18 protein-coding genes are annotated in these 20,511 nt (G+C 50.0%); 9 read left to right on the forward strand and 9 right to left on the reverse strand.

Annotated features, from left to right (window positions below):
• The first annotated feature begins 46 nt into the window (after positions 1 to 46).
• The 3 genes from HCG48_RS12765 to HCG48_RS12775 all read left to right on the forward strand — a co-directional run bounded on the left by HCG48_RS12765 (position 47) and on the right by HCG48_RS12775 (position 1,987).
• Positions 47 to 1,207, forward strand: a complete 1,161-nt coding sequence (locus HCG48_RS12765; RefSeq protein ID WP_168569502.1) for a SpoIIE family protein phosphatase — start codon at positions 47 to 49, stop codon at positions 1,205 to 1,207.
• A gap of 240 nt (positions 1,208 to 1,447) precedes the next feature.
• Complete coding sequence (locus tag HCG48_RS12770; protein WP_168569503.1) at positions 1,448 to 1,612, forward strand: hypothetical protein; 165 nt, start codon at positions 1,448 to 1,450, stop codon at positions 1,610 to 1,612.
• A 102-nt stretch (positions 1,613 to 1,714) separates the two neighbouring features.
• Positions 1,715 to 1,987, forward strand: a complete 273-nt coding sequence (locus tag HCG48_RS12775) for a thylakoid-associated protein (RefSeq protein ID WP_168569504.1) — start codon at positions 1,715 to 1,717, stop codon at positions 1,985 to 1,987.
• A gap of 115 nt (positions 1,988 to 2,102) precedes the next feature.
• Here the strand turns inward: HCG48_RS12775 and phaC are convergent, their stop codons facing one another.
• From phaC to phaA, 4 genes are all read right to left on the reverse strand, one after another.
• Entirely contained in the window at positions 2,103 to 3,200 is a 1,098-nt protein-coding gene (phaC, locus tag HCG48_RS12780; protein WP_168569505.1) for a class III poly(R)-hydroxyalkanoic acid synthase subunit PhaC, read from the reverse strand.
• A 130-nt stretch (positions 3,201 to 3,330) separates the two neighbouring features.
• The gene (phaE, locus tag HCG48_RS12785; RefSeq protein ID WP_168569506.1) at positions 3,331 to 4,335 is read right to left on the reverse strand and encodes a class III poly(R)-hydroxyalkanoic acid synthase subunit PhaE; all 1,005 of its coding nucleotides are present in this window, start codon (positions 4,333 to 4,335) and stop codon (positions 3,331 to 3,333) included.
• Positions 4,336 to 4,383: 48 nt separating this feature from the next.
• The gene (phaB, locus tag HCG48_RS12790) at positions 4,384 to 5,106 is read right to left on the reverse strand and encodes an acetoacetyl-CoA reductase PhaB (RefSeq protein WP_168569507.1); all 723 of its coding nucleotides are present in this window, start codon (positions 5,104 to 5,106) and stop codon (positions 4,384 to 4,386) included.
• Positions 5,107 to 5,179: 73 nt separating this feature from the next.
• On the reverse strand, positions 5,180 to 6,370 hold the full coding sequence (phaA, locus tag HCG48_RS12795; RefSeq protein WP_168569508.1) for an acetyl-CoA acetyltransferase PhaA: 1,191 nt from the start codon (positions 6,368 to 6,370) through the stop codon (positions 5,180 to 5,182).
• Positions 6,371 to 7,645: 1,275 nt separating this feature from the next.
• Here phaA and HCG48_RS12800 point away from each other — a divergent pair.
• The 4 genes from HCG48_RS12800 to HCG48_RS12815 all read left to right on the forward strand — a co-directional run bounded on the left by HCG48_RS12800 (position 7,646) and on the right by HCG48_RS12815 (position 12,612).
• On the forward strand, positions 7,646 to 8,122 hold the full coding sequence (locus HCG48_RS12800) for a hydrogenase maturation protease (RefSeq protein WP_168569509.1): 477 nt from the start codon (positions 7,646 to 7,648) through the stop codon (positions 8,120 to 8,122).
• Positions 8,104 to 8,451, forward strand: coding sequence for a hydrogenase maturation nickel metallochaperone HypA (gene hypA, locus HCG48_RS12805; protein WP_168569510.1), 348 nt, complete (start codon positions 8,104 to 8,106; stop codon positions 8,449 to 8,451). Before HCG48_RS12800 ends, hypA begins: the two co-directional genes overlap by 19 nt.
• A 189-nt stretch (positions 8,452 to 8,640) precedes the next feature.
• Complete coding sequence (gene hypB / locus HCG48_RS12810; RefSeq protein WP_168569511.1) at positions 8,641 to 9,525, forward strand: hydrogenase nickel incorporation protein HypB; 885 nt, start codon at positions 8,641 to 8,643, stop codon at positions 9,523 to 9,525.
• 345 nt (positions 9,526 to 9,870) lie between these two features.
• Positions 9,871 to 12,612, forward strand: a complete 2,742-nt coding sequence (locus HCG48_RS12815; protein WP_168569512.1) for a bifunctional acetate--CoA ligase family protein/GNAT family N-acetyltransferase — start codon at positions 9,871 to 9,873, stop codon at positions 12,610 to 12,612.
• Between the two features lie 77 nt (positions 12,613 to 12,689).
• On the opposite strand, the gene HCG48_RS12820 is transcribed toward HCG48_RS12815, so the two are convergent.
• The 4 genes from HCG48_RS12820 to HCG48_RS12835 form a co-directional block, all read right to left on the reverse strand.
• A complete protein-coding gene (locus tag HCG48_RS12820; protein ID WP_168569513.1) occupies positions 12,690 to 13,502 on the reverse strand; it encodes an SGNH/GDSL hydrolase family protein in 813 nt (270 codons plus the stop codon).
• 202 nt (positions 13,503 to 13,704) lie between these two features.
• The gene (locus tag HCG48_RS12825) at positions 13,705 to 15,402 is read right to left on the reverse strand and encodes a glycosyl hydrolase family 28-related protein (RefSeq protein ID WP_168569514.1); all 1,698 of its coding nucleotides are present in this window, start codon (positions 15,400 to 15,402) and stop codon (positions 13,705 to 13,707) included.
• A 224-nt stretch (positions 15,403 to 15,626) separates the two neighbouring features.
• Positions 15,627 to 16,025: a PadR family transcriptional regulator gene (locus tag HCG48_RS12830; protein ID WP_168569515.1), complete on the reverse strand. Its 399-nt coding sequence runs from the start codon at positions 16,023 to 16,025 to the stop codon at positions 15,627 to 15,629.
• Positions 16,026 to 17,071: 1,046 nt separating this feature from the next.
• Positions 17,072 to 17,221: a hypothetical protein gene (locus HCG48_RS12835; protein ID WP_168569516.1), complete on the reverse strand. Its 150-nt coding sequence runs from the start codon at positions 17,219 to 17,221 to the stop codon at positions 17,072 to 17,074.
• Between the two features lie 181 nt (positions 17,222 to 17,402).
• Here HCG48_RS12835 and HCG48_RS12840 point away from each other — a divergent pair, with 181 nt between their 5' ends.
• A complete protein-coding gene (locus tag HCG48_RS12840) occupies positions 17,403 to 18,002 on the forward strand; it encodes a DUF3611 family protein (protein ID WP_168569517.1) in 600 nt (199 codons plus the stop codon).
• Positions 18,003 to 18,064: 62 nt separating this feature from the next.
• Here the strand turns inward: HCG48_RS12840 and HCG48_RS12845 are convergent, their stop codons facing one another.
• Positions 18,065 to 19,189 (reverse strand): THUMP domain-containing class I SAM-dependent RNA methyltransferase, encoded by a 1,125-nt coding sequence (locus HCG48_RS12845; RefSeq protein WP_168569518.1) that lies wholly within the window; start codon positions 19,187 to 19,189, stop codon positions 18,065 to 18,067.
• Between the two features lie 143 nt (positions 19,190 to 19,332).
• On the opposite strand from HCG48_RS12845, the gene purT reads away from it, so the two are divergent.
• Positions 19,333 to 20,499 carry a formate-dependent phosphoribosylglycinamide formyltransferase gene (purT, locus tag HCG48_RS12850; RefSeq protein WP_168569519.1) on the forward strand — a complete coding sequence of 389 codons (1,167 nt, stop codon included), beginning with the start codon at positions 19,333 to 19,335 and terminating at the stop codon, positions 20,497 to 20,499.
• Positions 20,500 to 20,511: the final 12 nt, after the last annotated feature.

Genomic DNA, 20,511 nt, shown 5'->3' on the forward strand with positions numbered 1-20,511 from the left:
CTTTTCAAAACGATCGCATCCCATAGAAACATCTTTAATCAAAAAAATGGATAACTTTTTTGATATCGCCCAATTCAGTTTAAACAAAAAAGGAGAAGAACTCTGCGGCGATCGCATTCAATATCGCAAAACCGCAGAGAAAACAACGATCGTCCTTTCCGACGGATTGGGGAGTGGCGTTAAAGCAAACATTCTCGCCAGTTTGACGACTGAAATCTTAATTAACATGCTGAACGCCGACGTTCCGTTAGAAGAAGTCATCAAAACCGTCATCGGAACCTTACCGATCTGTCAAGTCAGAAAAATTGCTTACGCTACCTTCACGATTATTCAAATCGAGCATAACACTGATAACTTTAAAGTCATTAACTTTGACAATCCCCCAGTTTTTTATTTTAAAAAAGGCAAATTAATTCAACTCGAAAGTAAAACGGAGAAGATCTTAGATAAAAAGATCGCGATCGCCGAAGGAACCGTCGAACGCGGTGACTTTCTCGGGGCGATTAGCGACGGCGTCCTCTACGCCGGATTGGGGGTCGCTTTAAATTTTGGGTGGGGATGGGATAACATTGCTAAATACCTACAAAACTTATTTTTCAACCAAACCCATACGGCGCGCAATATCGTGCAGAAAGTCATTGGTGAAACCAACCGTCTCTACGGTGGAAAAATTGGGGACGATGCCAGTTTTGTAGGCTTGTACGTCCGCCAACGCAATCCTTTGATTATTTTTACCGGACCGCCCTTAGAGAAAAGTAAAGATCGCGACTACGTCGAGCAGTTTCTGAACTTTGAAGGTCGCAAAGTGGTCTGTGGAGGAACCACGGGAAACATCGTGGCTAAATATTTGGGAGAAACGGTAGAAATGGATATTTCGACGATGAGAAAAGATCTGCCACCCATCGGTAAATTAACTCCACTGAATTTAGTGACCGAAGGAATTTTAACGATTTCGACCGCATCGCAAATTTTAAAGAAATGTCAGTGCGATCTCGATCGCCTTCCCGGGGACAATAATGGGGCGGTGATGTTAGCCCGAGAAATTTTAGAAGCAGACTCGATCTTCTTTTTAGTCGGGCAGAAAATCAATGAATTTTATCAAAATCCTTTACTTCCTAAAAATATTTCGATTCGCAAGAACTTAATTGAAGAATTAGTACAGTATTTACGCGAAAAGCAGAAAGAAGTGAGTATTGAATACTGTTAACAGGCGATCGCCCTTTCCCCATTCCTAGATTTTCGCCACCCCGGCGCCTGTTGACCGTCGAGACAATGGTTCCCAATTTTTTTCGGAGTCCGATCGCTCTAAGTCTTTTCTAACGGGGATTTCAAGGGTTTTTGGCGATTCCCACTCACCGATAAGGGTCGCGCTGAAATCGCGATCGCTCTCCTTTAAGTTTTTAATTTTTTAAATTTTGATATCTTTTCTTAAACAAAATGAAAGAGAATGAACGTCAAAAAACTGAGCGATCCATCTGAGTTTTTCGATCGCCTCTCCGGTCGTCAACTCGGCGGCGATCGCCCGACAAAATTTTATTTTTTGTTAATTTTTAAGATTGGAAAAATGAGATTTATTTATATGAACTTTTGTATCTCGCCTCAACCTTCATAAGCATTTCTGCTATAGTAAAGGGGAAAATTTGAAAGGGGTTTACAGTTAACGGAAACGAACCGCCTTTCATGCTCGAAAGCAACACCTATCACCCAATAAACAATGGATACGACTAAATATTTTGAAGAGTACCAAAACCAGTTGCGCGACTGGCAGAAAAAATTCTTTGACGCCTGGATGGAATCCCTCCCGACGGGAACCGACGGCTTCAAATTCCCGGAAAACATGGATCGCACGATCGAAACTCAGGAACAACTCGTCAACAACTACCTGAAAGCTCAAGAAACCGCTACTAAAATCGCCCTCGAATCCCAAAAACAATTTTGGGATGGATATTTCAAATTAATGCGTAAAGTTCCCACGTTTTCGGAATAGAAACCCGGTGAACTCCCCGACGAACATAGATGATATGAACCTATCGAAATTAACCCTCAACGCGATCGCCGTTGAGGGTTTCCTTTTGAATGACGGGTTCAATGAATGAAATCGACTATTCGCTACGAGCGGTTAACCAATCTACGATCGTAGGGGGTAAATCCCGTTGTACCTTCCCACTAACATACATGCCGATATGTCCCACGGGGAAAGAATGAACCGTATAATCGTCAGTGCCGACATACTTTTCGAGCGCCAAAGACGACTCCGGCGGAACTAAATGATCCTTCTCGGCATATAGGTTCAAAATCGGCATTTTCAGGTTATTTAAGTTCACCTTGCCCTCGCCGATCTCGATCTCCCCTTTAATCAGTTTGTTTTGCTGGTAAAACTCTTTAAGAAACTGTCGGTAAGCTTCTCCCGCTTGGTCCGGACTGTCGAAAATCCACTTCTCCATCCGCAAGAAGTTGAGAACCTTATCTTCGCTGCCCGCAATTTCGGGAAAATCGAGGTATTTTTGAATTCCGAGTTGCCGGGGTTTGAGCATTAAAAACTCTAAATTGAGAAAATCCCCCGGAATATTGCCCAACGCCTCCACCATCAAATCGATATCGAGGGCCTCGGAGCCCAGGCTACATCCTCCCCGCATGTTGAGCAAGGCTTTGGGCATGTAAAAATCAACCGGAGCGACCATCACGATCAAGTTTTTGACTTTCTCCGGATACAGGGAACTGTAACAGAGACTGAAAGTGCCTCCCTGACAGATCCCCAACAGGTTAATTTTGTCCAACTCGTGTTTCTGGCGAATGGCATCGACGCAGTTATTGATATAACCGTTAATATAATCGTCGAGGGTCAACCAGCGATCGGCACGGGTGGGATAGCCCCAGTCGATCAAATAAACATCCAAGCCTAACTTGAGTAAATTGGCGACTAAAGAACGATTTTCCTGCAAATCGACCATAAAGGGGCGATTGACTAGAGCGTAGACAATCAGGACGGGGATACCCAGGGGTTTTTCCACCGCAGGCTGAAAGCGGTACAAGACGACCTTGTCTTCTTTGTAGACCACTTCTTTTGGCGTCACGCCAATTTCGATATCTTCTTCGCGCAAGCTACTTAAGTTTTCGATGCCTTTGAGCAGTTTTTTGGTGAGTTCGGCATACTCGTGGGTGGCATCTTCCAAGCGCATTTGCGTCAAAAATGGCAGCATAACTCTCGCTACTCCGTGCAGTAATTGCCAACATGGTTTCGGGATACCGCGCTGAGGGAAGGGTGGATGAGGAGCTTTGGGGCGATCTTGGGCGGGGGGCGATCGCCCAAAGCTCCCCCTCCGAGTGCGGCTAGGGTTCGGGTTGCTCCCGACTCTCGGATTTCGCCAAGGCTTTTTTGAGCTGCTTGACTTCCTTGCGCAGTTCGTAGATGCTCTTGTGGATTTCATCGACTTCACTGCGCAGTGGCACGTTCATCGTTTTTAAAGACAGTTCCATCAGCTCTTGCTGTTGGATGCGGTAGGTATTGAGGGCGTTGAGGAATTTGCCGCGAATTTTGAGATTGTCCTCGCGACAGAAGGCTTCTTCAAACACGCCATCGGAAACCTGACTCCACAGAAGTTGAAACTGCCGCCAGTCTTCGACCTTTTCGCCTTGTTCAGCTAAAGACACCAATTCCTTCATTAAGACTTCAAAGGAGCGCACTTGGATGTCTGCGAGGACGAGCTGGTAGTTGATACTCGCTTTATACAGTTCGGTCCACGCATCGAAACCGGAGACGAGTTTGCCGTTAAATTCGCGGGTCGGGCCGAGAACGGGACTCTTCATCAAGCTGCCGAAGCTTTCCTCGTACAGGAGATTCCAGTAGAGGTTGTTGAGTTCGATCGAGGCGGAAGGGTTCCCCGTGACCGCTTTACCCATCGTACCGAGGGATAAGCCCAACGGATCGAACCAAAGTTGGCTGAACTTTTGCATCTCGCGGATGTAAAGCTGCCACAATTCGGCGATATCTTTGTTGGCGTTGAGGCTGCCCTCGGAAAAACTGGCCAACTGGTCGCGCATTTGTTCGGCATACTGGTTTAAGGTTTGCTGCCAGTTGCCCCCGGATGCGACTTGGGGAAAAATATCTTTCCAGGCATCGACGGAGAGTTTGAGAAAACGCACGTACACGTCCTGATTTTCTGCAACTCTCTCGGTGAATTTGTTCAATTCGGCTTTAGAGTCGGACAGGGGTTGTCCGGAAGGGATCGAACCGACCAACTCGAACCAGCTTTGCCACATCTTCGTCCCGGTCTCGGACCAGGTGTTGACGAGCTCGGTGGCTACGTCACTCCAGTGAGTTTTTTCTTTATCCATCTTGATTGCCTCAATTCTGTTTGGCGCATTGCGAATTACGAATCGAGTTTAGGTATGATGGGCTCCGTTGACGCGCAGGACTTCTCCAGAAACGTAGCTGCTGGCGACTGGAGAGAGGAGGTAGGCCACGGCCCAGGCGATATCTTCCGGTTCGCCGAAGCGACGGAAGGGGATTTCGGCGGTGATTTTGTCTTTGACTTTGTCGGGGAGAAATTTGGTCATTTCGGTGTTGATGAAGCCGGGGGCGATCGCGTTGGCCCGAACCCCATAACGGGCGGCTTCGCGGGCGAGGGATTTGATTAAACCGATGACGGCGGCTTTGGTGGCGGCGTAGTTGGTTTGTCCGGCGTTGCCGCGATCGCCCGAAATCGAACTGATGCCGACGATTGCCCCGGCGCCGCGATCGTACATCCCTTGAACGAACGGTTTGATCGTATGGTTGACCCCTTTGAGGTTGACGTTAATCACCGCATCCCAGTCGGCGTCAGTCAGTTTATTGAAGAAGTTATCCCGAGTAATCCCCGCATTGGCGACCACGCCGTAAACTGGGCCTAATTTCTCTTCAATTTCTCGAGCGGCGGCTTCCATCGACCCTAAATCGGTCACGTCCGCTTTGACGGCTAAGGCGCCACTGTCGGAGTCGTCAATTTCGATATCCGTATAAGCGACTTTAGCGCCTAACTCGGTTAACAAGGTGACGATCGCTTTCCCGATGCCGCGATTGCCACCCGTGACCACAATGACTTTATCTTCTAATCCTAGAGAGACCATAATTGTTACTGTCCTTAAATTTCTGGATCGAACCGGGGGCATCGCGTCGCGACGCTCCCGGTCGGTTGTCGGGCTACACTCGTTCTAAGGCGATCGCCGTTCCTCCCCCGGTACCGTGGCACAAGGCGGCCAGTCCTCGGCTGCTATCCCGTTCTTGCAAGGCATTGAGCAAGGTGACGACAACCCGCGCCCCAGACGCCCCGATCGGGTGTCCGAGGGCGATCGCCCCACCGTGAACGTTGAGTCGATCGTGAGACACGCCGAGCATCTTGTTAAACAGCAAGTTACTCACGGCAAACGCCTCGTTATTCTCAAACAAGTCGAAATCGGAAACCTCCATCTCCAGTTTCGCCAGCAGCTTCTTGCTCGCATGGATGGGAACTTCCGGGAAACGCCAACTCTCCCCTCCCGCAAAACTGCCGCCCAACACTTTCGCCAGGGGTTTGAGTCCGTGGCGTTCCACCGCCGCCGCACTGGCGACCACCAACGCCGCCGCCCCATCGCTGATCTGACTGCAATTGCCCGCCGTCAATACTCCATCCGCTTTAAACGCCGGACGTAACTTACTCAAACTCTCGGCAGTCGTCCCGGCGCGAATGCCTTCGTCGGTATCGATCTGCTGGGTTTCCTTTTTCACCCGTACCGCGATCGGCACAATTTCTTTTTTGAAAATGCCGCTTTCGGTCGCTTCCGCAGCCCGTTGTTGGGAATAGGCGGCCACTTCGTCTAACGCTTGGCGGCTAAAACCGTGCTCGGCAGCGAGTCGCTCGGTTTGCTCGCCCATCCCCTCACCTGTGGTCGAATCCGTGAGACCGTCGTGAATGAGTAAATCTGTGAGCGGTTCTGGCGCGCCCAACAGGGTTTTATAGCCCCACCGCGCTCGCGCCGAGAGGAAAAAGCCCGCTTGGGACATCGATTCCATACCCCCCGCCAGAACTAAATCTGCTTCTCCAGCACGAATCGCCGTCACGGCGTTGGTCAGGGCGATCATCCCCGAGGAGCAAACCATATCCACTGCATACCCGTCCACCGTTGGGGGAATGCCCGCTTTTAACGCCGCCTGACGGGGTAATAACTGTCCGTGTCCTCCCCGTAAGACATTCCCTAAAATATAAAGGTCGAGGGCATCTCCGGAAATTCCAGCTCGCTCTAGCGCGGCGGCGATCGCGTGAGTTCCGAGTTCGACGGGAGACAGAGCGGATAGAACGCCTCCAAAACGACCGAGGGGGGTCCGTACTGCCGAAACAATATAGGCTTCCTGCATAAATAATCCTGATTGAAAAACGATACAAACTTAGAAGAATACGAAGTTAGCCACAAGGAAAAACGAGAGGGGATCTGCGAACAAAGACCCTCTTCGGGAAACAAATTCATTCGCGATCGAGGTCGCTATCGAAATACAAATCTTCGATTGAGTGCATGAGTTAAGCGATCGCAGATCGACCAAAAAAAACATCGTCGTTGTTTCTCGTCCTCGTCCACTTCCGGCAGCAAAATTCGCCGCCTTTTCTCTTAGAAAAATTGAGTAAACTTGGCTTCATTCGCTCTAGCTCGATCCCAGTCTGATGGGATGCACTGACTGTCTGAACTGGGTGGAAGTCCCTTACGACTTTTCCCTGTGTTTTTCCCCGTGACTCTTGACGAGACTTGCACTAGCTACATATTTATGATTTTTCTTGTTTTTCTACGTCCAGACACTCGGTAGGTCGTAGATCTTCAGGCAGGTTACCCGCCTTTAATGCGATCGGGAAATCTCCTTGTTAGGGTTGACCGAGGAATCGCTCGTGAAGCGGTTAGTTGCGAACTCACCCATACAGCTTTCTTTTTATCCGGGATATGGCTTTGACATTTCTGCTACTCCCCGATTGACGACTTAGGTAGCTTCCCCTCCTCAGACTGGAGTGGGAAAAGGAAGTCGCCGAGGGGAAAGACCGCCATTCCACGGTCAGATCCGATCGCCGGGATAAGGCTTGAGTCTCTTCCTTCCGACTTCACTGGGATAATTGTCCCTCCGTTTGCTCTTTAAGAGGGGTGTTCTTTATCTTTTTTTTAGAGATACCGTTTCTGAAAAGATGACGGAATCCCTGGAAAGATCTGTATATATTTCCGCCTTCTGTCCCTAGCTCGGATTCGGCGCATCGTTGATGACAGGAAATCTTGCAAATGCGGACAAAATCTGGTGCTTATGGAAAATCGAACCTTTTCAAGTCCTCTACTACAGAAATCTAAATCCTTTACGCTGCTTAACAAAAAATTCAAGATTCGTGGCGGCGATCGCCCCCGCTCAACCCCTATCGCAGCCTGGGGGGAATACCCCTTCGAGGGAAGTTTCAAAAATGAGAACAATAAATTTTAAGTCTAAAAATCTTATAAAAATGTAAAATAATCACCCTAAAAAGATAGGGAGTTTGATAAATTAAAACTGAAATCGACCATAACTTTCAAATAGGTAGACGACCTAGAAACAGGTCGATCTTAAAAATGTGAAAATTCGATCGCTCCGTTCTCAAGTTTCCGTTCTCAAGTTAAAGTGTCCCCCATGCAAATTTCGATCGTCGGTTACGGTAATACTTTGCGCGGTGATGACGGCGTAGGACAAAAAATCGCACAAATTATCGAATCGTGGAACCTACCCGACGTGCGATCGCTGGCTCTCCACCAATTAACCCCCGAACTCGCCGAAGAATTAGCCCGGGTAGACTTAGCTGTGTTTGTCGATGCCTATCCGGCACAAAACAACACGGAGCGTGTCAAGGTTGCGGAGATCGCCCCCGGGGGCGATCGGGTCAACTCCCCGAGTTTAGGGCATACCGGGGATCCGCGTTGGATCTTGGGACTGGCCCAAACCCTTTACGGATCCTGTCCCGAAGCCTGGTGGATTCTCGTTCCGGGATGGGATTTCAATTTTGGCGATCGCCTCTGTGAGAACTGCGATCGCGCCGCCACCGAAGCCATCCACATCATCGAAACCCTGCTCCGCGATCGGGAGGACAACTCATGCACGAAGTCAGTTTGATGGAACAAACCCTCCACATTGCCATCGAGAACGCCCGCCAACACGGATCGAATAAAATCGATCGCCTCAAAATGCGTCTCGGTGAAATGTCGGGAGTCGTTCCCGAAGCCCTCCAATTCGCCTTCGACGCCCTCAAAGAAGGGACGATCGCCGCCGAAGCCATTCTCGAAATCGAAACCGTTCCCGTTATTTGCTACTGTCACCGTTGTCAAACATCATTTCATCCCGCCCATCTCTTTTACGAATGTCCCGATTGTGGAGAACTCAGTCGCGACACGCAATCGGGACGAGAGATAGAGCTAACCTCATTGGAACTGTCGGAGCAATAATCAAAACCTAATGAAAATTTAACCCAATCTCGCGTCTAGACCTTTTAAGATCGAGGAAGCTAGGCGATCGCTGGTTTCTATGCAATCGGTTGCAATATTGCGGCGATAACGGCTCTCATCTTTCATTCAATTGACGACTCCATCGATCGCTTTTTAACGGCTTTCCATTTCCATTCAAGGGGATTAATTATGTGTAACAACTGCGGATGCAATGTCGTGGGCGACGTCAAAATTCACGCCCACCCCCACGAACACGCCCACCCTCACGAACACGTTCACCCCCACGAACACGCCCACCCCCACGAACACGTTCACCCCCACGAACACGCCCACCCCCACGAACACGCCCACCCCGATCGGCACTCCCACCCTCACCCTTCCTCCCCACAGGAAGGGCGAACTGTAGAAATCGCCAGATCGATCCTCGATCGCAACGATCGCCTCGCCCAGCGCAATCGGGAGCATTTCTCCGAAAAAGGTCTGCTCGTCCTCAACGTAATGTCCTCCCCCGGTTCCGGTAAAACCGCGTTCCTCCAACGCACGATCGCCGATCTCGCCGATCGCCTGTCCGTGGGGGCGATCGTCGGCGATCTCGAAACCGACAACGACGCCCGACGCCTGAGACAAAACGGCGCGCCCGTCATTCAAATTACCACCGGGACCGTCTGTCACCTCGAAGCCAAAATGGTGTTTGACGCCGCCCGACAACTCGATCTCGACGCCCTCGATCTCCTGGCGATCGAAAACGTCGGTAACCTCGTTTGTCCGACCGCCTACGACCTCGGCGAAGACCTGCGCGTCATTCTCTTATCGGTGACCGAAGGTGAGGACAAACCCCTCAAATACCCCTCGGCATTCAAAGCGGCCCACGTGGCGATCGTCAATAAAATTGACATTGCCGAAGCGGTAGGCTTCGATCGCGAAATCGCTTTAAACAATATTCGTAAAATTGCCCCCCAAGCCACCATTTTTGAAACCTCCGCCCGCACGGGAACAGGAATGGAGGCTTGGTACGAATATCTGGACAAATTTTACCAGCAAAAAACTCAGGATCTCAAGCAGGTAACCGTGTAAAAGATAAACGATCGCCTTTGGTAAACTTATCCCGTCAATTTCCAACTCACTCTTCTCTTTGTAGGGTAGCCATACCTCTGAGGGAAATCAAAACCAAACGAGATCTAAAGCTTCGATCCGAGTCAAGAGAAAACTATTATTTTCAATCTCGACAACGCGATCGATGGGCAGCAGAATGACAATTTTAAAGGCCAAAAAATAAGCCAAATTCCCCCTTTTCGAGCCGAACGTCCCTCTAGTTGTTCTACTAGGGTACTCCGAGGAAGGGGGAACGCGATCGCGCTCTTTGCCCGAGCGACAATCCGAGGCTCAGCTCAATGGTTTTATACCGAGGAAGAAGCAATTATGATTAAGACGCTACAATTTACGACCGATCCGGCCTATGACATTTTAAGGTCGGAACGAGAATCGCTCAGGACGATCTTTGCCCCGCAAAGCGTCGCCTTAATCGGCGCGACCGAAAAAGAAGGAAGCGTCGGTCGGATCCTCTTGTGGAACCTAATCCGTCATCCGTTTGGGGGTATCATTTACCCAATCAACCCCAAACGTCACAGCGTGCTGGGCATTCCAGCCCATCCCAACATCGCCGCCGTTCCCGAAACCGTCGATCTGGCGATCGTCGCCACTCCGGCGCGCACGGTTCCCGGCATCATCAAAGAATGTGTGGACGCGGGGGTTAAAAGTGCGATTATTGTTTCTGCCGGATTTAAAGAAATCGGCAAAGAAGGGGTCGAACTCGAACGGCAAATTATGGCAACGGCCCAAGGCAAAATGCGGATTATCGGGCCGAACTGCCTCGGCGTGATGAGTCCGAATAGCGGCCTCAATGCCACCTTTGCCAGTACGATGGCGCGAGCGGGAAACGTCGGCTTTATCAGTCAAAGCGGCGCCTTTTGTACCGCCGTCCTCGACTGGAGTTTCTCGGAAAACGTCGGTTTTAGCGCCTTCGTTTCCGTCGGCTCCATGATCGATGTCGATTGGGGCGACCTAATTTATTATCTCGGCGACGACCCGCGCACGGAAAGTATCGTCATCTATATGGAATCGGTGGGCAACGCGCGATCGTTCCTGTCGGCAGCCCGCGAAGTCGCCCTCACCAAACCGATCGTCGTCATTAAAGCGGGAGAAAGTGAAGAAGCCGCCCAAGCCTGCGCCTCTCACACGGGATCGCTCACCGGGAGCGATGAAGTGCTAGACGCGGCATTTCGGCGTTGCGGGGTCTTGCGGGTCAAGCATATTTCCGAACTGTTCGACATGGCGGAAATGTTGGCGAAACAGCCCCGACTCCCCAAAGAACCGCACTTGTGCATTATTACCAACGCCGGAGGGCCGGGAGTCTTAGCCACGGATGCCTTAATCGCGACCGGAGGGGAACTGGCGCATCTGTCCCAGGAAACCACGGACAAACTCAACGCCTTTCTGCCGAAGCACTGGAGTCACGGCAACCCCATCGATATTTTGGGAGATGCCAATCCCGAACGCTACAGTAAAACCTTGCAACTGGCGATCGACGATCCCAATAGCGAGGGCTTGTTGGTGATTTTAACCCCGCAAGCGATGAGCAATCCGACGCAAACCGCAGAAGAGTTAAAACATTACGGCAATAACACCAACAAAACCGTGTTAGCCAGTTGGATGGGAGGTCCCGAAATTGCCACTGGGGAAGCGATCCTCAACCGCGCCAATATCCCTACCTACCGTTATCCCGACGCGGCAGCACGGGTGTTTAACTTAATGTGGCGCTACAGTTACAACTTGCGCGGTATCTACGAAACGCCGACATTAGCCTTTGATTGGGAAGATGGCAAACCCGATCGCGAGGTGGCGCGCAACATTATTAATAGTGTTCGCGAATCGGGACGGACGATGCTCTCGGAAATGGAATCGAAGCAAATTCTCGCCGCTTACGGTATTCCCATCGTTCAGACCTGCATCGCCGAAAGTGAAGACCACGCCGTTTCCTGTGCCGATTCGATCGGCTATCCCGTCGTCGTCAAGCTCCTCTCGAAAACGATTACCCACAAAACCGATGTCGGCGGGGTTCAGTTGAATCTCACCGATGCGGAAGCGGTTCGCTGGGCTTACCGTCACATTTTAGAGTCGGTTCGCGAAAAAGTAGGCGAGGAACATTTTCTCGGGGTCACGGTTCAACCGATGATCGACCTCAATGGAGGTTACGAGTTAATTATTGGCAGTAGCATCGACCCTCAGTTCGGCCCGACGATTTTGTTTGGATCGGGGGGACAGTTGGTGGAGGTGTTTAAAGATCGCTCGATCGCCTTACCGCCGCTCAATTCCACCCTCAGCCGTCGGTTGATGGAACAAACTCTGATTTACAAAGCCCTCAAAGGGGTGCGAGGACGCAAAGCGGTCGATCTCGAAGCCCTAGAGCAGATCTTGGTGCGTTTCAGCCTGTTGGCGATCGAACAACCCTGGATTAAGGAAATGGATATCAATCCCTTACTCGCTTCGAGCGATCGCCTCCTGGCGTTAGACGCCCGCGTAGTCCTCCATCCTCCGGAAACTCCCGAGGATCGACTGCCGAAAACGGCGATCCGTCCTTATCCGCAGGAATACGTCAGTTCTTGGATGATGGGAGGGTCTACTAACATTACCGTACGCCCGATTCGTCCGGAAGACGAACCTGCGGTGGTTCAGTTTCATAAAACCTTGTCGGAACAAAGCGTGTACCTGCGCTATTTCAGCATTATGAAACTGAGTCGGCGCATCGCTCACGAACGGCTCACGCGCATCTGTTTTATCGATTACGATCGCGAAATCGCCCTGGTCGCCGACTACAAAAACCCGGAAACCCAAAAACGCGAAATCATCGCCCTCGCCCGGTTGACGAAACTGCACGGGCTTCCCGAAGCGGAATTTGCCATGCTCGTCAGCGATCCTTACCAGCGCCGGGGACTCGGAACCGAACTGCTCCAACGTTTGATTCAATGGGGTCGCGAGGAAAAATTACAGCGGATCAACGCCGAAATTCTCTCGGAAAACCGAGCCATGCAACGGGTTTGTGAAAAAGTTGGCTTCAAGCTCAAACGCGCTCCGGATCTGGTTAAAGCCTATATCGAATTGTAAATCTCGTGGGCGGGGTTTGGGGATGCTTCGATCTTTCCAAACCTGCTAGGAAATTTCCTCTCTGTTGCTCAAAAATCTCAGCGATCGACTTGGTGAGGTGGTGATTGTAACTGGATTGTTTCCCGACCCGAACGCTCTAGTTTGAGGCGATCGAGCAGTTGTAATAACTCCCGATTCAGTTGGGCATATCCGCGATCGTTGACGTGTAATTCGTCTTTACGATAGTCGGCAAACATCAACCCGCGATCGTCGGCAAACACTGTAAAGGTATCGAAAACAACTACGTTTTCCCCGGCTAATGTTTTAATGTAGTCGTTGACTTCGATCGTGGCTTTCTCGATCTCGTCGGACCAAAAGGGTTGGCGTTGCAGGGGGACTGGACCGACGGGGAAAATGGTCGTCACGATCGCCACGGCTCCTAACTCCCGGGAGGCTTCTACCAATGCTGTAAGATGCTCGCGCAAATTGGTAACGATCGACTCGCGGCGCTCGGGAAATAAGGCGATCGTTTTGAGGTCGTTAATTCCGACTTGAATAATGACGATCTCCGGTTCGAGCGATCGCACGTGTTTCTCGAATCTTCCCAGGGTTTGAATCGAGGTTTGCGAGCCAATGCCACGATTGATAAATTGGTAGCGATTGTTGTCGGGAACTACCCAATCGGCGGCGCGAGAATCTCCGAAAAGGACGACTCGAAGTTTTTCGGAATTTTCAGTTGTTTGGCGATCGTCTCGATATCGATCGATCCCATAAGGATCTAATCGGGTTTGATTGAGTTCTAAATAATATTTGCTGGCTCGATTGTAAAGGAGAATGTTGAGACCGATCGATGCGGCTAACAGGAGAGAGAGAAGGGCGATCGCACCGAGCCAAAATTTATTCAATGACATGTGATTCTCTACCTTATTCCCAACTATCAAAAATAGTCGATTCGGGAGAGATTTACCCCATCCGATCCCCTCGTGACCTGTCATTGGCGTTTGAGTGGGGTATCGACCAATCCCTTTATAACCAACGCGATCGCGAACGGCAATAGATTCGCGGTGATTCAGGATCGCCCCATGCTTTTGAATTGCTCTGGAGATAAAGGCTTCAATCTCGGCAAGGTTTAACGGTAAAGCCGGAATTATCCCTAATTTCGACATGACAGGAGGCTTCGATTTCGGCGCGATCGCCCCCGCGATTGTTGGCGATCGTATTATTACTGCCTCCCGCACTGGCTTGCACGAAAATATTGCCGTTGATACGATTATTTTCAACGCGCACGTCGTGCATTTGGTGCGGGGCATTATTCGTATCTGCGTTAATGTAAATTAACGCGGTGTTGGTGACATTAGAAAGTAATTCATTTTCAGAAACAACAACATTTTTAATATCGGGGACTTTATAAAATCCGATATAAGAATTTCCCCGATTATTGGTAATTTTTGCGCCGTTTACTTGGCTGCCGCCACAGCATTCTTGAATAAGGATTCCTTCGCCATCTACACTCAAATAGTCGGAATCCATAATCCGATGTCGGTACACTTGGTAATCGTTTCCTTCTACGGTTACGTCCCATCCAGACCAATCGATGGCCCGATTTTCTAAGGTGACCGCTCCCGTCGGTTGTTTGAGTCCGGTGGGATGAGTCCACCATTGTTTGTTTGGGCGATCGCGAATAATATTATTGCTAATTTTTAATCCTTTTCCCGAGGCGTGAATGGCGACGCGCATGGTGTGGTAAACCCAGTTATCGCGAATTTCAATGCCTTCGCGAAACAGTCCCGGTTCGCTGTCGGGATCGGCATTGAGTTGGAAGCCGCCGGGTTTGGAGCGATTGACGGCAATTCCATAATGATTGGCGTAGTCGAAGGGAACGCGATCGCCTTCGGAATAGGTAATAATTTCGTCGCCTTTGACAGATTTGAGAGTGTAGCCCGGTTGTTCGTAAGTATCGGTAATGGCATCGTTGAGCCGATTGTTCGCGATTAAAACATTTTCAAAGGCGTTAATTTTAATATTGGTGGCAAAGCGATCGCTGTAGCGCATCCAGGGGGCTTGAAAGGATAAATCCGGGACGTTGGGATCCGGACGCGCGACGTTATTGCTGCGAATACCAAAAATGACGATATTTTTATTTTGAGCGCGACTGACATCGGTTCCGAGCAAAATGGCGGCTCGATTGATATCTAAATTGACTAAACCGAGATTGGAATCGCGATCGCCGTTTTCGGTCGTAATTGTTTTAAAAGCGGTTTCGTTAGGGGTTCCGTTCCCGGAAAGTTGCGGTTTGTATTCGGGAAAAACTAATTTTGATGGTGGCGCGTAGCGATCGGATCCGGCGTCGGTTGTCCCTGGGGTGGCCCCGCGCAAAACGACCCCATCTTTCAACTCTAAATTGTCAGAAAACTCGTAAATTCCCGGGGGAAAATAGACGACGCCGCCCCCCCGACGGGCGGCGGTATCCCGGGCTGCATTGAAGCGGGCGATCGCACTATTGCCCTCGAAATCTTGCACGTTATAAACGCAGTTCCAGGGAATTTGTGCCGTCCAGGGATAGGCTCGTTCGCCGTAGGCGCCCGCGATCGGATTGTCCGTCGGTCCGCCACTGGGGGTGGCGCAATCGGAGACGGAAACGACGGCGGTCGAAGATGACTGAACCGGGGACGGGCGATCGCTGGCGGGTTGAATCGCCAACGTGGTAAAAATATACACTGCCGCGATCGTGCTGAGGAAAAAACCGAATAACGATAGCACCTGTAACGGTTTTCTCCACTGCCGCAACCACGCTTTAAATCGGGCATTCATGGTAGATGAGGGAAAGACTCGACCTCTATTGTACGATCGCCGATCCGAGCGCCTACCGAACCCCTCCGGCAACCCAAACCCTCCCTAACTCTTGAAACTTCCAAAAATCCCAAAAATCCCAAAAATACTGATGTAGAGACGCACCACGGCACGCCTCTACACGATCCTCCACATCCAAGTAGATGGGGTGTTATCGAGGGAGAATACAAGGGATCGGCGCCCCCTCAACCCATTCCGTGATTGGTTCGCAATGTGGTGGCTTTCGTATTCGAGGAAAGGGGGTGTTGACCGTTGACATACTGCTGCCACAATTTGGCTAAATCTCTAGCTTTGGCTTGCCAATCTGGGTTGACTTGATACATTCGCCTCGGTCTTCCCCGCCCTTCTACCTTTTTCCAGTATCCCCTGATGGTATTTTCCGTTTCGAGGAACTTGAGCGCGCTGTAGAGAACGGTATCGGAAAGCCGATAGTTGGAATAGTCGCGCTCCAACCGTTGAATCAGTTCGGTCCCGTAAGAATCTTCCTCTAATAAGACCCACAAGACATAACAAACGGTTAGTTCCTTGTTCAAGTAAATGGGTGGGGGATTTTGAAAAAACTGATAGATATCTTCAAATTTCATCTGATTTACCCGCTAAATACCCCATCAAATCCCGATCGCGATCGGAGTGGTCGCGATCGTAACCGAATGATTTCGGTCGGTCGAAACTCCATCTTTGGGAATGGCTTTTTGGGAATTCGTCCTCAATTGAGTGCTAGAATGACGCGAATTTTTTTCCATTTTGGCCTTGGCAAAATAAAAGGTGAACCGTGCTGAATCAAAAACTGAAGTGCTAGCAAAATCAAGATTGTTCCCCACCGATTCGCGATCGTCAGGAGGAGGTTAGCCGTTTTCCCCGACGGTCACAGGAGCATGGCGATCGGGCCGAACGCGATCGCGTTCTGACCCTAGCTAAAACTCAAAAAAATACACGGGAGAATCGTCTCCATTGAGACGATGTTTAGATTTAATCGGCTTGGGGTCATCATTCGCCTGAAATTACTGCGATTCAGCTTTGCCGATGCACCCTCCTCAACCGGGCTGACTGGCTAAAAAGAACCGATTCCAAGAGTCGGTGTCAGCCCACTGATAGAAGACCCTAATCTAAGTAGATCGCGGCGATCGAGTCGTTCACTGAAGAGCGCTCGGACAGCCAATTCCAACTTCTAAGTCGCTTCAATGAAACCAAGAATCGATACTCAAGCATACCGTTTTAAGGTTTAAAAATACAATTGAGCTTTACCGGAATCCCCATCAAAACTCAACGCATTGGTTGACCCAGACATCGAACACAATTGAAAGGAGGGGCATTGCTGCCACAAATAAGACCTTTTCGGCTGGCTAAAACCGCCGTTGCCAACGTTGGCAACTCGGTTGGTTTGGCACAATCGTTCACGTGGATTCCTCTCAATTGATGATGGGAGCTTCATTACTCACACCCATACTGTCCATAAAAAACAGTGGCTGTGTAGCAGGTGGATTCTCCCGACGGCGACGCCAGGACAAAAGCACGAAGCTTTTGCCGAGAAACGATACCCGATCCTCTTGTCCGATCCCTGAGATGGCAATCAGAACGAAGAATGACAAGAGAACGCGAGGCACACCCCGAGATGGTCAGCTCCTTACCCCTAGTACCAGAAGTGCAAGGCAATATCAGGATAGAAGCCATTCTCGGGCGTCTCTAACCCGATCGCAATGCAACGGGCGATCGCCGCGAAACTCCCCGTGTCAACCGAATGAATCCCGAGTAGATGCTTCTCGGGAAAGCGACGGTACAATAGGCTGAAATGTTCTCAATTGTCCGAGGTTTGAGACGGGCGATCGCCTCCACCTCGTAACGAATACTTGTCGATCGCGTGGCGATCGCGACCTCCCCTTCGAGGCGATCGAGGACGGTTATCGTTTAGCATAGAAACAGTGCGATCTGCCGCACCCCTTGCCCTTAAGTCCACCGAGCATATGCCCGATAACTCCGACCTCCCCGCACTGCCACCCACCGTTCGACGAGTCATTCCGGCCCTGCGTCGTGTCGGCTGGATTAGCTTTTGGGTGCAACTCGTTCTAGCTGTCGTCGCCGGACTGATTTTCTTATTTTCAATTCCCCTCGCCATTCCCCGGGACAGTCCAACCACCGTGACGCGCAATCCCGGCGCCGGACCGGGAACCTTTTTCGCCGTCTTAGGATTAGTCGCCCTCGGAATTAGCATTTATTGGGCCTTCCGCTATACCCGCCTCGCCAAACAACTCGAAGCGACCAATCCCAACTTACGCCCCAAAAAAGCCGATACGGTCAAACTGATCCGACGCGGTTTGATGGTTAATTTAGTCGGTATGCTCTTAGCTCTCTTAGGAGCCGAAGCCATTAACGGCACCCTATTAGCTAAATCCCTCAGTTCTCAAGGAATTGTCTTCTCGGATCCGTCCGCTCTCAGCCGCTTCATCCAACCCCTAGATATCTTTTTGGTCTTGGGCAATACTCATACGATCGTCGCCCATTTCGCCGGATTGGTAACGGCTTTATGGTTACTCAATTGGATCGACCGTCAAACTCAAGCTTAATCCAAATGTAGCAAACTTGCGGCGCACTCGTCGGACCCGCGACGACGGAACGATCTCAACTGTTAATACAATTCGTATTTCAGCAGGGTACAAGGTAAAGAACCGTTGTAAAATGGAATCCGGCGCGATGTTCTCAGCCCGATGCGCTTGGTCAGCTCTTTATTTCCCGATAAAATATACGCCGTCCATCCCGTAAAACGCTGTTTTAAAATATCGCCGATTAATTGATAAAAATCTCCCAACTCTTCTGCATTGCCGAGGCGTTCGCCGTAAGGAGGATTGCAAATCAGCAGCCCGCGATCGCCCGGCGCTTCAATTTGGGCAAACTCTTGTTGCCGAAACTCGATTTGATGTCCCAAACCGCAATTTAAAGCATTGACTCGGGCTTCGGCGAGGACGGAACCATCACCGTCGGTGCCATAAATAGGGGCAGGTAATTCGCTGTTTTCGGCAGCTTCTGCTTCAGTTAATAACTGTTGCCACAATTCGTCATCGAAATCGGGGAAGTTCATCAAGGTAAAGCGATCGCGAAATAACCCCGGAGCGATATTTTTAGCTTTTAAAGCCGCTTCGATGGGCAACGTTCCCGACCCGCATAAAGGATCGAAAAAAGGCAAGTCTGGCGAATATTCCGCCATCTCTAAAATCGCCGCAGCCAGGCTTTCTTTTAATGGAGCTTTTCCCATGGCCGGATGATAGCCGCGACGGTGTAAACTGTTTCCCGTGGTGTCTAAACTGAGAACGGCCCGATCGCGGTTGACGTGAAGGTTGACGAGTAAATCGGGGTTTTCGGTATCGACATTCGAGCGCGCGCCGAAGTGGTCGCGTTGGCGATCGACGATCGCGTTTTTCACTTGCAAGGCGGTAAAGTGGGTGTGGTTGAGTTGTCGATTTTTTCCCGTCGCTTTCACGGCTAAAGTCTGCTCGGGAGTTAAGTACTTTTCCCACTCGATTTGAGCGATTTCTCGGTAAAGCATCCGTGCATCTTTACAGCGAAAATCGGCGATCGGCATCAGGACGCGAAAAATGGTTCTCGCCCATAAATTAACGCGATATAATAGAGCGCGATCGCCCGTAAAACGAACCCCTGTAAATTCGGGATTGACTGATTTTGCTCCTAACTTTTCTAACTCGGTCGCGGCGATCGCTTCTAACCCTCGGGCAACTGTTGCAAAATATTCTGGCATTTTAGATTTTAGATTTTTAGATCTTAGTAGGTTGGTAAGTCGAGCAAACCGCATGGTTATCAGGAGATTTTAAACGACTTTGCCTCGGGAATCAAAAAATTGACTATTTCGGTTTACAATAGGTCAGTCCTCTATCAAAAAACATGGTGAAACTTCCTCAAATAATCATGTTGCTCGGTTCCGGGGAACTCGGCAAAGAATTTATAATTGCCGCCCAACGTTTGGGAAATAGAACGATCGCCGTCGATCGCTACCCCGATGCTCCCGCAATGCAAGTTGCCGATGAATCCGAAGTGATTTCTATGCTGGATGGCGACGCTTTAGAGGCGATCGTACAGAAACACCAACCGGATATTATCGTACCAGAAATTGAAGCGATTAGAACGGAAAAACTCGCCGAATTTGAACGCCGAGGAATCAAAGTCATTCCTACGGCAAAAGCCACAAACTATACCATGAATCGCGATCGCATTCGCGAACTGGCAGCGACCCAATTGGGGCTGAGAACGGCTCGATATGGCTATGCAACGACCTTAGAAGAAACGATCGCCGTCTGCCAAAAAATTGGCTTTCCGAATGTGATTAAACCCGTGATGTCTTCTTCTGGAAAAGGCCAATCGATCGTCACCGACCCCACGGAGATCGAACGGGCTTGGGATGAGGCGATCGCCGGATCGAGAGGGGATACTCAAAAAGTAATTATCGAAGAATTCATTAACTTTGAAATTGAAATTACTTTACTCACCATTAAACAGTGGAAAGGGCCGACATTGTTCTGCGATCCGATCGGTCACCGTCAAGAACGCGGCGACTATCAAGAATCTTGGCAACCTGCGGCACTTTCCAAAAGTCAAATCGAACAGGCTCAAATGATTGCAACTAAACTGACCGACAGTTTAGGCGGGGCGGGGATTTTTGGAGTCGAGTTTTTTGTAACTTCGGACGAAGTCATTTTCTCCGAACTTTCGCCGCGACCTCACGATACGGGAATGGTCACCTTAATCTCGCAAAACTTGAATGAATTCGAGTTACATTTAAGAGCGATTCTCGATTTACCGATTCCTGCGATCGAACAGTTCGGTCCGTCGGCGAGTGCCGTCATTTTAGCGCGGGAACATTCCAATTCTATTATCTTTGACGGAGTGGATGACGCTTTAGGGGATACCGATGTCGATTTACGCTTATTTGGCAAACCGGATTCTCGTCCCTATCGTCGTATGGGAGTTGCTTTAGCAAAAGGCGATAGTATTCAAGAAGCGCGTTTAAAAGCGACAAAAGCGGCGAATTTAGTTAAAATAGTCAGACATTGAAAGGGATTAAAA

Source organism: Oxynema aestuarii AP17 (assembly GCF_012295525.1).
GTDB classification, from domain to species: domain Bacteria; phylum Cyanobacteriota; class Cyanobacteriia; order Cyanobacteriales; family Laspinemataceae; genus Oxynema; species Oxynema aestuarii.